The organism is Xylanimonas protaetiae (assembly GCF_004135385.1).
GTDB lineage: Bacteria > Actinomycetota > Actinomycetes > Actinomycetales > Cellulomonadaceae > Xylanimonas > Xylanimonas protaetiae.
Map to the genome: position 1 here is coordinate 1,300,315 of NZ_CP035493.1, position 13,441 is coordinate 1,313,755.

Here is a 13,441-nt window from a genome sequence, read left to right on the forward strand (position 1 = left end):
CAACAGTTGATGGTCAGGGAGCGCGCAGGGTGCTCCCAGGCGCGGGCCGCCTCAGCCCGTGACCGCCCCGGGGCGCAGGTCCAGGCGGCGCAGGAGCTGCGCGTTCGCCGCGACCACGATGGTGGACACCGACATGAGCAGCGCCCCGACCTCCATGGGCAGGACGAACCCGACGCCCGCGAGCACGCCCGCGGCGAGCGGCACCGCGGCGAGGTTGTAGCCCGCGGCCCACCACAGGTTCTGCCGCATCGTGCGGTACCCGGCCCGCGACAGCTCGATGACCGACAGCACCGACCGCGGGTCGTCGGACGCGAGGATCACCCCCGCCGACGCGATCGCCACGTCCGTGCCCGCGCCGATCGCGATGCCGACGTCGGCCTGCGCGAGCGCGGGCGCGTCGTTCACGCCGTCGCCCACCATGGCGACCGTGCGACCCGCTCGCTGCAGCTCGACGACGCGGGCCGCCTTGTGCTCCGGCCGCACGCCCGCGAACACCTGGTCGATGCCTAGCTCGGCGGCGACGGCGCGCGCGACGGGCTCGGCGTCGCCCGTGATCATCACCGTGCGGACGCCTCGGCGGTGCAGCGCGTCGGCGGCGGCGCGTGCCTGCGGGCGCACCTCGTCGGCCAGGGCGAGCGCCCCGACGACGACGCCGTCGACCAGCACGTGCAGCACGATCGCGCCGCGTTCCGACCACGTCGCGGTCTCCCCGAGCGGGTCCAGCCCGCGATCGGCGAGCAGGTTCGGGCCGCCGACGGCGACCTCCTGCCCGTCGACGTCGGCGCGGACGCCCACGGCCGTCGACGACGAGAACCCGGAAGCCGTCGGGACGGCGAGGCCCCTCGCGCGCGCCGCCTCGACGACCGCCGTGGCGAGCGGGTGCTGCGAGTCCGCCTCGGCGGACGCGGCGAGCGCGAGCACCCGGTCCGCGGCGAGGGCGGGCACCCGGTCCGCGGCGGGGCCGCGGTGGCCGGGGTCGTCGGGACCGCCCCGCGGGTCCCGTGGCGCGGGCTTCACCAGCGGGGCGGCGACGACGTCGTGCACCACGGGCCGACCGGCCGTGAGCGTGCCGGTCTTGTCGAACAGGACGGCGTCGACGGAGCGCATGCGCTCGAGCGCCGCGCGATCCTTGACCAGCACGCCCGCGCGGGCGGCGCGCTCGGTCGAGATCGACACGACGAGCGGGATCGCCAGGCCGAGCGCGTGGGGGCACGCGATGACGAGCACCGTGATCGCGCGGATCACGGCGTCGGACGGCGTCCCCAGGACGGTCCACGCGACGGCTGTGACGACGGCCGCCCCGACGGCGAACCAGAACAGCAGCGCGGCCGCGCGGTCGGCGAGGAGCTGCGCGCGCGTCGTCGACGACTGCGCGTCGGCGACGAGCCGCCGGATGCCGGCCAGCGCCGTCTGCTCCCCGACGGCGGTGACGCGCACACGCAGCGCATCGTCGGTGGCGACGGTCCCGGCGACGACGCGGTCGTCGACGCCCCGGGCGACCGGCCGCGACTCGCCGGTGATCATCGACTCGTCGACGTCGGCCGCCCCCGCGACCACGTCGCCGTCGGCGGGGACGCGCCCGCCGGGCCGCACGACGACGACGTCGCCGACCACGAGCGCGGCCGGGGGCACCGTGACCGTGCCGTCGGGCGTGACCTTCTCGGCCTCGTCGGGCAGCAGCGCGGCGAGCGAGTCGAGCGCCGACGACGTCTGCGCGAGCGAGCGCATCTCGAGCCAGTGGCCCAGCAGCATGATCGCGACGAGGAGCGCGAGCTCCCACCAGAAGTCGAGGTCGCCGTCGAGCAGGCCGAGCGTCGCGCCCCACGACGCGACGAACGCGACCGTGATCGCCATCGCGACGAGCAGCATCATCCCGGGGCGGCGGGAGCGGACCTCGCCCACGGCCCCGGTGAGGAACGGGCGGCCGCCCCAGGCGTAGACGACCGTGCCGAGCACGGGGGAGACCCAGCCGAGCCACGGCCACATCGGCAGCCCGTAGCCGAGCAGGGTCGCGAACATGTGGCTCAGCAGGACCGTCGGGACCGCGAGGGCGAGGGCGATCCAGAAGAGGCGGCGGTAGAGGAGGGCGTGGTGGCCGGCGTGGCCCGTGTGCCCCTCAGGGCCGGCGTGCATGTCGTGACCCGTGTGCGCGTCGTGCGCCTCGTGGTCACCGTGGTCGTGGCTCGGATGGTCGGTGCGTCCGGCGGCGGAGCCTCCGTGGTCTCCGTGGCCGGTCGCCGTCGCGGCGCCGTGACCTGCGTGAACACCGTGCTCGACACCCTCGTGGTTCTCATGGGGGGTCCGAGCGCGCTGGTCCGTGTGGTCGTGCCTGGTGTTCACCATGCGTCGACTATACCCCTAGGGGGTATCACCGGTCGATGGTCGACTTGATAACGATCTCGTCACGCCAGCGCGTCGACGGCCCCGCGTGCGATCCGTACGGTCGTTGCCTGTGACTTCCCGACCCTGCGCCCGTCACCGGGCAGAGCGCACCACGCTGTCGACCCTGACCGGTGCCATCCGCACCGTCGCCGTCGACGCCAAGGGCGCCAGCCGCAGCGCCGTCGTCGTCGCCACCGCCGGTGGTATCGCGATGTCGGCGATCGCGCCGGCCGCCGCCGACCCGCTGCCCCCGCCGTCGACGGCGCCGACGCGCACGCCTACGTGGAGAAGCTCGCCGACCAGGCGCGCGCCGCGCTCGAGGTCGCCCCGGCCGTCGTCGTGTCCGCCGACGCGGTCGTCGACGTCGAGCGGAAGACGGAGGACGGCGTCGTCGCGATCCAGGTGACGCCCGCCCCGCTGCCCCCGCCCCCGCGCCCCGTCCGGCGACCGCGCGAGCCGCCGCCCCGGCCGCGTCCCGCACCGCCGACCGCCCTGCCTCCCCGTCCGGCACCTGGGGTGCCGCGGCCGAGATCGCGCAGCGATACCTGGGCGTGCCGTACGTCTTCGGCAGCTCGAACCCGGCGGTCGGCCTCGACTGCTCGGGCCTGGTCGTGCACGTCTTCCGCCACCTCGGCGTGAGCCTGCCGCACCAGTCGACGCGCATCCGCGACTCCGCCCGCACCGTGCGCATCTCGCGCTCGGAGGCGCGCCCCGGCGACATCATCTGGTCGCCCGGCCACGTGTCCATCTACCTGGGCGGCGGCCGCCAGATCGAGGCCACCCGCCCCGGTGGCTGGCGGGTCCGCACCGCGAACATCTGGCAGTCCAACCCGATGTTCCTGCGGGTCGTCTGACCTTCCGGCCCTCCGCCTTCCCGGACCCGCGCCTCAGCGCCGGTCGCACAGCTCCACGAGCCGCGCGACCGTGTTGAGGTTGCGCGCGGTCCCCTTCGCCGCTGCCGGCACGACGAGCTTCGAGCGGCCCATCCCGTTCGGGTAGTGGACGTAGAGCGCCCGCTCGCCGGGCCGCACCTCCTCGCCGTCGTCGGCCCGGCGGACGGTGTCGAGCACGTCCGGCGGCGGCGCCCCAGGCAGGAACACCACGGCCATCCGGTTGCCGGCCGCGTCCGGGAACGGGTTGGCCTCCAGCACGCGCCGCACCTCGTCGGGCGTGCGCACGAGCACCCCGACGGGCTTGCCGGCGTACGCCTCCAGCGCCTCCTCGAGCGCCCGCCCGACGGCGGCCTCGCCGTCGTCGGACTCGACGACCAGGTTCCCGGACGCGATGTACGTCTCGACGCCGGTGAAGCCGGCGTCCTCGGCGAGCCGCCGCAGGTCGGCCATGGGCAGCTTCCCGGTGCCGCCGACGTTCACGGCCCGCAGCAGGACGACGTAGACGCTCACAGGAGCCTCCCTCCCCAGGCCCGGGCGGCGGACAGCCCTGGACGCCCGCCCGTCCGGCCGGCGCCCGTCACGCGAGCGCCTCGCCCACGTACCGCATCGGGTCGCCCCAGCCGACGCCCTCGACGCCGTGCGTCGCCAGCGCGAGCGCGACCAGCGTGCGGCGGTGGGCCGCGAACGTCAGCACGTGGGCGATCATCCCGCCGTACGTGAACAGCTCGGGCGGGTCGCACAGGGCGTCGACGAACGTCTCGTCGAGGGCGCCGCGCTCGACGACGTCGCGCACGTGCGCCAGGAACGTCGGCCCCTCGACGGCCAGCCGGTCGCGCGCCGCGAGCAGCGGCTCGTGCTCCTCGACCGACCAGTCGTAGTCGCGCGACGCCATCGCCGCGTTCCACATGCCCATCTGCCCGACGAGCCGGGACAGCAGGCTGCGCACGGTCTGCTCGTCCTCGTCGACGTCGAGCACGATCTTCTGGTCGAGCTGGTCCTCGGTGAGCTGCCCCGCATGGCTGATCAGCTCGCCGGTCAGCCAGACGTGGTGCTCCACCATCGCGGTCAGGAGGTCCATCGCCGTCACCCTCTTGTCTGTCCTCGCCGGCAGGCGCAGGCCGCCCGGCGGATGGAAGTGGACGCCGCTCGGCGCCTCGATGCGGATCTGGCCCGGGTCGCGCCGCCACGCCGCGGGCGGCGTGCCGTAGGCCCGCGCGAACGCCCGGGTGAACGCCTCGTGCGAGGAGTACCCGGCCTCGACGGCGACGTCGATGAGCGGCGCCGTCGTCGTGAGCATCCGGAACGCCGCCCTCTCGAGCAGCACCCGGCGGCGCAGCGTCGCGGGCGGTTCGCCCGCGACACCGCGGATCATCCGGTCGAGGTGGAACCGGGAGAAGTGGAGCCTGCGCGCCCACCCGTCCCCCGACAGGTGCTCGCCGTCGTCCATCACCTCGACGAGGTGGTCGACGAACTGCGAGAACGTGTCGGTCGCGGTCATGCCTCGATCGTCGCGCCCGCGGCGCGGGCGCGCTTGATCGCGCTTGCGCGCTCGGCGTGCTCGCCCGGTGCTCGCCGCGGGGCGCGCTCAGCGCAGCAGCGCGGCGAGCCCGGCGGCGACGACGGCGAGACCCGACGCTGCGGCCAGCACGCCGGCGGCGACCGACTCGGTGTGGGGACGGGTGGTGGTGGTCAGGCTCGCGACCTCGCGGGGGCTGAGCCGGTGCAGGTGCGTTGTCATGTCCTCGACGCTACGGACCGGCGCCGACGACGTCGTCGGCCCTGTGGATGAACGTGCCGGCGGCGGGCTCCACCCTGGGGATGACAGCAGATCAGCCGCACCTGTTCCAGCAGCACCTGAACCATCCAGAGAGCAGGTTCCGCCAGCTCGGCACGAGTTGCCGAGAAACACCTGGATGACCGTCGGTGCCGGCCCGTACCCTCGACCACGCAGACGACGGGCGAGCCGCTCGTCGCGACCCGAGGTCGAACGACCGCGATGCGCGCGAGCGCCGCCGACGCCCAGCCCCCGCCAGGGCTCGCGGGCCGTCCGTGCCGTGTCCCCGCCGCGACGACGTCGCCCCCGGGTCCCTCGCGTCGCGACCGTTCCGGGCGGCCCCGTCGTCTGACCAAGACCGTTTGCGCACAGGCTGTGGACGGACCGCGCCGTTCGCCGAGCATCCGGGCTGCGCACGATGCTGGACGTGAACGACGCTCTCGCCGGCGGGGGCTCCCGCGGCTACGCTCGCCCCAGGGCTCGACGTGGCCCGCCGCCCGCGCCGATCCCGGCATGGTGAACACGCCGTCGTACGTCGCCCCGTCCTCACCGCCCCATGGTGCCGACGCCGGCAACGCGGGCACCGGGGACCACGGCACCGGAACGGTGGACGCCATGTCGATGACGACGGAAGACCTCAAGCGCGCCGCACGCGTGCTGCGCACCGAGCTCGGGATCACGCACTCACGGGCGCTGGAGCTCGTCGCGCACCAGCGGGGCTACAAGGACTGGAACACGGCCGCTGCGATGTCGGAGCCCGCGGGTCTCGGTGCCCCGGTGCCCGTGCTGCGCATGTCCGACGTGGAGCGCACGCGCGAGCTCTACGTCGGCTTCCTGCGGTTCCGCGTCGTGCTCGAGCACCGCTTCGAGCCCGGCCTGCCGCTCTACCTGCGCGTCGAGCGCGACGGCACGCGCCTGGACCTGTCCGAGCACCACGGCGACGGGACCCCGGGCAGCGTGGTGTGGATCCCGGTCGCGGACGTCCGCGGCCTCCAGCGCGAGCTGCTCGCCACGGGCTACCAGCACATGCGCCCCGGCGTCGACGAGGAAGCGCCGGGCGGCCCGACGATGACGGTGGTCGACCCCAACCAGAACGTGCTGCGCTTCGCGCAGCCGACGCGGACCGCCTGACGGTGGCACGGGACACCTCCTTGATAGGATCTCCTATCAAGGAGGTGTCCCGTGGACGATCAGGAGTCGCCTGTCGAGCGTGCGATGGCCGAGCATCTCGCCGCGACCGCTCGTCGCGCCGACGAGCTGCGACGTGAGGCGAGCCGGTCACTGACGCTCGCAGTGCGGCAGGCGCAGTCCCTCGGCTGGACCCAGCGCAGGATCGGCAAGGCTCTCGGCCGGAGTCAGCCCGAGGTGGCCAGGCTGCTCCGCGAAGAACCTGTCGGTTCGCCGCTCGCTGGGGATCCCGCGGCTGACCGCCTCCTTTCCGTGGTCCTCCGCGACAAGCGGGACGAGATCGTGCAGGCCGCCATGCACCACGGAGCCCGGAACGTGCGGCTGTTCGGGTCGGTCGCCAGGGGCGACGACGGCCCGGGGTCCGATGTCGACCTGTTGGTCGACCTGAACCCGGGCGTCGGCCTCTTCGCCCTGGGCGCCCTCGAGGTCGAGCTGGAGCGGATCCTCGGAAGGAAGGTCGATGTCGTGCCCGCTGGGTCGCTCCGCCCAGAGGTTGCCGCAACGGTTGAAGCGGTGCCGTTGTGAGCAGCGCGCGCGACCGCCGGGCCGCGCAGACCGCACTCGAGCACATCGGTCGGCTGCGATCCCATGTCGCACCCGCGAGCTGCTGTTCGGTGGTGCGTGGCCTGCGATCTGGGCGACACGGAACCACATCGCCCACACCTATGTGTCGGTCGATCCTGCGATCATCGCCGCGACTCTCGGGGCTGACCTCGATGCGTTCGAGGAGGCGCTGCGGTCCGTCCGGTGAGCGGCGGCCGTCGTCGGCGGTCGCGTGGCCTGCGAGCAGCTCCTCGCACCACCGCACGACGTCGTCGTGCCCGATGCGCTCGACGGCGGCACGGACCAGACGTCGCGGGTGGTCGTGCGGGTTGGGCGGGAGCTCGCTCGTGCGTCCAGGCTCGCAGGCACGGCGAGGCAGCGCCCGGTCTTGGCTTGAGCGGCATCGCAGGACACGTGTATCCCTACCTCATGAGGGTGTTCGTGCACGGTGCCGGCCGTTCCGGCCGCGAGGCCTGGCCTCGCCAGTCCGACGACGACGCCGTCTTCCTCGACCTGACGACGGTGTCCACGATGGAGGAGAAGGTCGACGTCGTCGCGGCCGCGGTGCCGTCGCAGGGGTGCACGGTCGTGGCCCACTCGGCCGGGGCCGTCCCGGTGCTGCTCGCCGTCAAGGCTGGTGCCGCGATGCCCCATGCCCTCGTGCTGCTCGAACCCGCCCTGTACGACGTCGCCCGCGGGGCGGCGCCCGTCGAGGCGCACATCGCCACGATGTCGACGGCCCGCGAGCGCGCCGCGCAAGGAGACCTCCTCGGCTTCTGGACGATCGTGCGCCCGCTGATGTTCGGCGGCCCGTTCGACGTCGACCAGTGGCCCGCCGAACGTGCGACGGCCGAGCACATCGCCGCCGTCGAGCCGCCGTGGGGTCACGGGCTGGCGGCGTCGGACATCGACGGGACGCCGACCGTCGTCGTCACGGGCGCCTGGAACGAGGAGTACGAGGCCATCGCCGCCGCGCTCGCGTGGCGCGGCGCGCGGCACGCGCAGATGCCAGGGCACGGGCACCGCCCGCAAGACCACCCGGACTTCGGGCAGCTGCTGGACGGCTGGATGTTCTAGCGCGACGGGAGGTTGCTCATGAACGCGGCGAACCGCCACGCCAGGTGCCCCGGATCGGGTCGGTCGGACACCCTCCGGGGCAGGTGCAGGGTCCGCCCGTGCATCTCCTGGAGCCCGTGCCTGAGCATGGGTCCGTCGATCTCGTTCAGAAGGTCGACCGCGATGCGGACCTCGTAGTCGGGCGTGACGCCCAGCATGTTCTGGTCGTACGCCGCGTGGTGGATCTTGCACAGGGCGAGGCCGTTCGACACCGTGGGCGATCCCATCTCGTGCCCGTCGGGGACGATGTGTGCGGCATCGAGCAGGGCGCCGTGCTTCAGCTGGCAGACCGCGCACTGCGTCTCGTACGCGACCATCACCCGGGTGCGGAACGCGGGCTGATGGAGTCGCTGCTTGGCGAGCCGGAGCGCGTACTCCCGCTGCGCGGGCGCCATCTCCCGCACGTCCTTCATGAAAGTGAACGACTCGTCGAGCGCGATGACGAAGGTGCGCTCCTCGGGATAGTCGTCGACGACATAGACGGGCATGACCGGCGTGTAGATGTTCTTCACCTCCTTGCGGAAGAGGATCAGGGGCATACCGGTCGCCATGGCGTTGCGCAGCTTCGTGTTGTCGCCGCTCCACGGGTCGCCCTTGCGGTAGGCGTAGTGAAGCAGCCCGTCGTCGGACTCGGCGTCGTCGTACGGTCCGTCCGCCGTGCTGACGATCGAGAGTGTCGACGAGAACGACGCGGGGTTACGGATCCCTCGGCTGTAGTCGATGATCGGGAGCGGATCGCCGCCGACCTCGAACCGGAGCAGCTCCGCGCGGTGCAGGAACCCACCGTTGGCCTCGGCGCGCTCGCGCACCCACGCGATGATGCGCTTGCGCAGTTCCGCCTCGAGCGCCGTGTCCACGGCAGAAGCTCACCACGCCGCGGTGCCGTCCCGCCACATCGGCGCTGCTCGTGCCGCCCTTCGCCTCGCGTCATCGAGGGCCGCCGTGGTCCGAGCCCGTAGGCTCCTCCCCGTGATCCGCGAGCACGCCATCCTCCCCGTCGTCCCCGGGCGCGAGGCCGAGTTCGAGGCCGCCTTCGCCCAGGCGCGCCCGCTCGTCGAGGCCACCGACGGCTTCCTGAGGCTGTCGCTGTCCCGCTCGCTCGAGTCGCCGTCGTCGTACCTGCTGCTCGTGGAGTGGGCGTCGGTGGAGGCGCACACGGTCGGGTTCCGGGGGAGCGACCGCTACCCGCGCTGGCGGGAGCTCCTGCACCGGTTCTACGACCCGTTCCCCGTCGTCGAGCACTTCGCCGACGTCGTCTGAGCCACGCCACCGAACACCGTCGGTCTTCGCATGCTCAGCGGGTCATGGACAGCGCAGACATGGCTACCACGTAGCCCAGGAACGCGAATGCCAGGACCCAGAAACTCGTCCTCAGTACCTTCCCGACAACCGTCGTCCGCCATTTACCCTTCTTCCCGAACCCACCAGTCAAGTCGGGCGGTGGCGGCGGTGCTGCCATCGGGGGACGCATCATGGTCATCGTCTTCTCCTCGCTGCGTTGCGGAAGTCCCTGACCACGAGCGTATCTGGGCCGAGAGAACCGGGGTCAGCCGTCGGCGCTCTTGGCGCCTGGCGAAGGCGCCCCGGACGGGTCGGACGTGACGCTCGGCCGCCCGGAGCGGTACGAGCTCTTCCGGGCGGCCGGGCACACGCTCCCGTCAGGCGTCAGACGAGCGCCGGCGCCCCCGGCGCGGGCGTGCCGAGCGACAGCGCCTTGGGCGGGATCGCGGCCAGGCGGCGGCTCTCGCGGCGGCGTCGGGCGAAGAAGAAGAAGAACACCGCGACGGCGGCCATGTTGTTCAGCTCGATGATGATGCCCATCGGGTTGAACGTGTCGAGCGGCGTGTTGAGGAGCAGCACGGCGAGCGCGTAGACGACCGCGAAGATGCGCACCAGGTACACGCCGGGCATGTACTGGCCGACGACGAAGAACAGCACCGAGATCGCCAGGAAGACCTGGAGCGGGATGGTCTCCGGGCGCATGCTCGGGATCACGGCGACGGACGCGGTGAACGCGATCGCCATGGTCGTGTAGAGCGTGCGGCGGGCGAGCATGCGCGCGAACGGAGTGTCCTGGCCGAGCGCCCAGTAGAAGACGATGCCGCGCAGCGTCGAGAAGATCGCGACGAGCATCACGGGGAGCTGCGCGCCGATGGCGATGTACATCGCGAGCCAGAAGACGCTGCCGATGGTGAACAGGCCGAAGTACTGGCGCTGGTCCTCCTTCTGGTACGACCAGAAGTTGAAGAGCAGCGTCAGCAGGCCGAACACCTGCGCGAGGACGAAGCGGTCCATGCCGACTTCGAGGGGCATTCCGAGGAAGGAGTCCACGATTCGTTTCCTTGACTGAGGGTCAGCGCGCGGTGGCGGGCTGGCGGTCGGCGGCGGGGACGTAGATCCGGTCGACGTCGGCGGCGAAGTCGCGCAGCACCTCGCTGCGCTTCACCTTCATCGACGGCGTCAGGTACCCGTTCTCGATCGTGAAGTCGCCGCTCAGCAGCTCGTACTTGCGGATCGACTCGGCCTTCGACACGGCCTCGTTCGCGCGGGCGACGGCGGCGTCGAGCGACGCGCGCACGTCGGCGTCGGACATGGCCTGCTCGACCGTCATCTGCGGCTTGCCGTGCATGACGAGCCATCCGGCCAGGCCCTCGGGGTCGAGGGTGACGAGCGCACCGATGAACGGCTGGTTGTCGCCGACGACGACGCACTGGGACACCAGCGCGTGGGAGCGCACGCGGTCCTCGAGGACGGCGGGGGCGACGTTCTTGCCGCCCGCCGTCACGATGATCTCCTTCTTGCGGCCGGTGATCTTGATGAAGCCGTCGTCGTCGAGCGCGCCGAGGTCGCCCGTGCGGAACCAGCCGTCGACGAACGCCTCGGCGGTCGCGTCGGGGTTCTTGTGGTAGCCGCGGAAGACGTGCGGACCGCGCAGGAGGATCTCGCCGTCGTCGGCGATGCGGGCCGAGGCGCCCGGCAGCAGCGTGCCGACGGAGCCGATCTTCGTGTTCGAGGGACGGTTCACCGACGTGGGGGCGGTGCACTCGGTGAGGCCGTAGCCCTCGATGATGTTCAGGCCGATGCCGCGGTAGAAGTGGCCGAGGCGCTCGCCGAGCGGGCCGCCGCCCGAGACGGCGTACTTGGCCCGGCCGCCCAGGGTGTCGCGCAGCTTGGCGTAGACCAGGCCGTCCGCGAAGAGGCGCTGGAAGCGGAGCCACAGCGACGGGCCTGCCTCGGTGTCCAGGGCGCGCGAGTAGGAGATCGCGACGCGGGCGGCCCAGTTGAAGTAGCTGCGGGCCTTGTCGGCGGCGGCGGACTGCTCGGCCGCGTTGTAGACCTTCTCGAAGATGCGGGGCACGCCGAGGATGTAGGTCGGCTTGAACGCCCTGAGGCTCGGCACGAGGGCCTTGATGTCGGCGCAGTGGCCGAGCACCGAGCCGCCCGCGACGGCGATGACCTCGATGAAGCGCGCGAACACGTGCGCGAGCGGCAGGAACAGCAGGGTGCGGCCCTGGCCGTTGAACACCTCGCGGACGTCCGCGACGGTGTTCAGGGCCGTCATGGTGAAGTTGCCGTGCGTGAGCTCGACGCCCTTGGGGCGGCCCGTGGTGCCCGAGGTGTAGATGATGGTCGCCAGGTCGTCGGTCGTGGCCAGACGGCGGCGGCGCTCGATCTCCTCGTCCGGCACGTCCTTGCCGGCCTCGACGAGCGCGGCGACCGCGTCGTCGTCGAGCGTGAGCACCTCGCGGCACATGGGCGTGCGGTCGCGGACGCCCGCGACGAGCGCCGCGTTGGCGGCGGTCTCGACCACGAGCACCGAGATGTCGGAGTTCGAGAGGATCCACTCGACCTGGTCGGCCGACGAGGTCTCGTAGATCGGCACCGGGACGGCACCGGCGGCCCAGGCGGCGAAGTCGAGCAGCGTCCACTCGTAGCGGGTGCGCGACATGATGCCGACGGCGTCGCCCGGGTCCACGCGCATCGCGACGAGGCCCTTGGCGACGGCGACGACCTGCTTGTTGAAATCGGCAACCGTGACGGACTCCCACGTGCCGTCGGCGCGCTGCACCTCGGCGAGCGCGGCCTCCGGCTCGGAGGTCAGGCGCTCGCGCAGGATCGCGTCGATGTTGGCCGTCGGCGGCAGCGTGAGCCGCAGGGGCACGGTCGTCTCGTTCAGCATGTCACCAGGATGGAAGAGCGACCGGGCCTGGGGCGCGCCGCATCCGTACAGCGTCCCGCGCGCGTTTTGGCGGGTTCGGCCAAGTGGGCCAGGGGGCGGATCGGGGGCGGCCAGCGGCTCGCGTGGGAGCGTTCCCGGGCGGTAGAGGGGCGGCGCACGCAGCGCCACCGTCACGTGGCTCCCGGGGCCCAGCCTACGGTCTCGGCATGACCGCCCCCGAGATCGTCAGGACGTACACCGAGGCACTTCCCGCGCTGCGCCTCGTCGGCCGACGGTACACCGAGGCGGACCTCGTGGACGGCAGCTACGCCGCCGTCTGGGCCGCGTGATCCTCGACTACGGCATCGTCCTCGCCTGAGGGCCGCCGTCAGGCCGGCGTGACCGCAGTGCCGCCCATGTCGACCGCGACGCGGCCCGCGACGTACGCCGCGTTCGCCCGGTGGACGTCGGCCGGGAGCTCCGGCAGGCAGGCCGACCAGTCGAGCAGCGGCGAGCCGCGGAGCTGCGGCATGCGCGCCGGGCGGCCGAAGAAGAACAGGTGCAGGTGCGCCCCACCGTCGCCGAACTTGCCGAGCTGGGCGCGGCCCACGCTCGGCAGCGCCTCCATCGCGGCGCTCACCGAGACGACCAGCTGACCCATCTCGGCGGCCAGCTCCGCGGGCAGCCCCGGCAGGTCGTGGTGCTCGAGCGGCCCCAGGACGAGCGAGACGGGCAGGCTCGTGGGCTCCGCGACGCTCAGCCGCCAGCGCTCGTTGTGCCAGATGGTGGCGTCCGTCAGCGGCGGCGCCGACGCGCACCAGCACTCCGCCGGGTCCTCGCCGCGGCGCGGCGGGTCGGCGTCGGCCAGCGGGCCGAGCGGCTTGACGCGCAACGAGCCGGCCTCGAACGGGAAGACGTCCCAGCCCAGGTCGCCGTCCGGGTCGACGGGCAGGCGGCCGTCCGCACCGGTGGCGGCGGCGACGCGGGCGTAGAAGGACTCGGCGGACTCGGGCTCCATACAGCGAATCCTGACAGCACCGCGAAGGATGCGACAGGCGTCAGCCGTAGTGGCAGACGTACGAGACAGCCTCGGCGACCGCGATCTCGAACGACGAGTCGCCCGGTACCGAGAACGTGTCCCCGCCCGCGTACGACGTCCAAACGTCCGCCCCGGCCAGGCGCACCCGGCACGCGCCCGAGTGCAGCTCCATGACCTCGGGCGCCGCCGTCCCGAACGTCAGCTCCGAGGGCAGGATGACGCCCGCGGACTTCCGGGTGCCGTCCGCGAGGAAGAACGTGTGGCTCACGCACCTGCCGTCGAAGTAGACGTTCGCGGTGGGGTCGAGGGTGACGTTCTCGTAGGCCATGGACGAAGGGTAGCCGCGA

The 13,441-nt window shown here is 72.7% G+C and carries 16 protein-coding genes; 7 read left to right on the plus strand and 9 right to left on the minus strand.

The features are described 5' to 3' along the window. Nucleotides 1-51: 51 nt before the first annotated feature. Nucleotides 52-2,343: an HAD-IC family P-type ATPase gene (locus tag ET471_RS05885; RefSeq protein WP_129187024.1), complete on the minus strand. Its 2,292-nt coding sequence runs from the start codon at nucleotides 2,341-2,343 to the stop codon at nucleotides 52-54. 590 nt (nucleotides 2,344-2,933) lie between these two features. Between ET471_RS05885 and ET471_RS17915 the strand changes: the two genes are divergently transcribed. Next, on the plus strand, nucleotides 2,934-3,236 hold the full coding sequence (locus ET471_RS17915) for a C40 family peptidase (RefSeq protein WP_165350415.1): 303 nt from the start codon (nucleotides 2,934-2,936) through the stop codon (nucleotides 3,234-3,236). A gap of 33 nt (nucleotides 3,237-3,269) precedes the next feature. On the opposite strand, the gene ET471_RS05895 is transcribed toward ET471_RS17915, so the two are convergent. The 3 genes from ET471_RS05895 to ET471_RS17920 all read right to left on the minus strand — a co-directional run bounded on the left by ET471_RS05895 (nucleotide 3,270) and on the right by ET471_RS17920 (nucleotide 5,013). Next, nucleotides 3,270-3,785 carry a DUF1697 domain-containing protein gene (locus ET471_RS05895; protein WP_129187026.1) on the minus strand — a complete coding sequence of 172 codons (516 nt, stop codon included), beginning with the start codon at nucleotides 3,783-3,785 and terminating at the stop codon, nucleotides 3,270-3,272. Nucleotides 3,786-3,852: 67 nt separating this feature from the next. Continuing rightward, entirely contained in the window at nucleotides 3,853-4,773 is a 921-nt protein-coding gene (locus ET471_RS05900; protein ID WP_129187027.1) for a helix-turn-helix domain-containing protein, read from the minus strand. 87 nt (nucleotides 4,774-4,860) lie between these two features. Next, entirely contained in the window at nucleotides 4,861-5,013 is a 153-nt protein-coding gene (locus ET471_RS17920) for a hypothetical protein (protein WP_165350416.1), read from the minus strand. A 549-nt stretch (nucleotides 5,014-5,562) separates the two neighbouring features. On the opposite strand from ET471_RS17920, the gene ET471_RS05905 reads away from it, so the two are divergent. The 4 genes from ET471_RS05905 (at nucleotide 5,563) to ET471_RS05920 (ending at nucleotide 7,857) form a co-directional block, all read left to right on the plus strand. Then, nucleotides 5,563-6,180, plus strand: a complete 618-nt coding sequence (locus ET471_RS05905; protein WP_242496440.1) for a glyoxalase superfamily protein — start codon at nucleotides 5,563-5,565, stop codon at nucleotides 6,178-6,180. Between the two features lie 51 nt (nucleotides 6,181-6,231). Next, a complete protein-coding gene (locus tag ET471_RS05910) occupies nucleotides 6,232-6,762 on the plus strand; it encodes a nucleotidyltransferase family protein (RefSeq protein ID WP_207207338.1) in 531 nt (176 codons plus the stop codon). Further along, entirely contained in the window at nucleotides 6,698-6,988 is a 291-nt protein-coding gene (locus ET471_RS19090) for a HepT-like ribonuclease domain-containing protein (RefSeq protein ID WP_129187028.1), read from the plus strand. Before ET471_RS05910 ends, ET471_RS19090 begins: the two co-directional genes overlap by 65 nt. Nucleotides 6,989-7,209: 221 nt before the next feature. Continuing rightward, nucleotides 7,210-7,857, plus strand: a complete 648-nt coding sequence (locus ET471_RS05920; protein WP_129187029.1) for an alpha/beta hydrolase — start codon at nucleotides 7,210-7,212, stop codon at nucleotides 7,855-7,857. On the opposite strand, the gene ET471_RS05925 is transcribed toward ET471_RS05920, so the two are convergent. Further along, a complete protein-coding gene (locus tag ET471_RS05925) occupies nucleotides 7,854-8,753 on the minus strand; it encodes an HNH endonuclease (protein ID WP_129187030.1) in 900 nt (299 codons plus the stop codon). The genes ET471_RS05920 and ET471_RS05925 overlap by 4 nt on opposite strands. Nucleotides 8,754-8,865: 112 nt before the next feature. Between ET471_RS05925 and ET471_RS05930 the strand changes: the two genes are divergently transcribed. Next, a complete protein-coding gene (locus ET471_RS05930) occupies nucleotides 8,866-9,156 on the plus strand; it encodes an antibiotic biosynthesis monooxygenase family protein (protein WP_129187031.1) in 291 nt (96 codons plus the stop codon). 405 nt (nucleotides 9,157-9,561) lie between these two features. Here ET471_RS05930 and ET471_RS17925 read toward each other — a convergent pair whose 3' ends face one another. Next, entirely contained in the window at nucleotides 9,562-10,227 is a 666-nt protein-coding gene (locus tag ET471_RS17925) for a YgjV family protein (protein WP_165350418.1), read from the minus strand. A 22-nt stretch (nucleotides 10,228-10,249) separates the two neighbouring features. Further along, on the minus strand, nucleotides 10,250-12,073 hold the full coding sequence (locus ET471_RS05940; RefSeq protein WP_165350550.1) for an AMP-dependent synthetase/ligase: 1,824 nt from the start codon (nucleotides 12,071-12,073) through the stop codon (nucleotides 10,250-10,252). 209 nt (nucleotides 12,074-12,282) lie between these two features. On the opposite strand from ET471_RS05940, the gene ET471_RS18790 reads away from it, so the two are divergent. Then, complete coding sequence (locus ET471_RS18790; protein ID WP_280949909.1) at nucleotides 12,283-12,405, plus strand: hypothetical protein; 123 nt, start codon at nucleotides 12,283-12,285, stop codon at nucleotides 12,403-12,405. A 38-nt stretch (nucleotides 12,406-12,443) separates the two neighbouring features. Here the strand turns inward: ET471_RS18790 and ET471_RS05945 are convergent, their stop codons facing one another. Both ET471_RS05945 and ppnP read right to left on the minus strand, forming a co-directional pair. Beyond that, nucleotides 12,444-13,073: a hypothetical protein gene (locus ET471_RS05945; protein WP_129187034.1), complete on the minus strand. Its 630-nt coding sequence runs from the start codon at nucleotides 13,071-13,073 to the stop codon at nucleotides 12,444-12,446. Between the two features lie 40 nt (nucleotides 13,074-13,113). Further along, entirely contained in the window at nucleotides 13,114-13,422 is a 309-nt protein-coding gene (gene ppnP / locus ET471_RS05950; RefSeq protein WP_129187035.1) for a pyrimidine/purine nucleoside phosphorylase, read from the minus strand. Nucleotides 13,423-13,441: the final 19 nt, after the last annotated feature.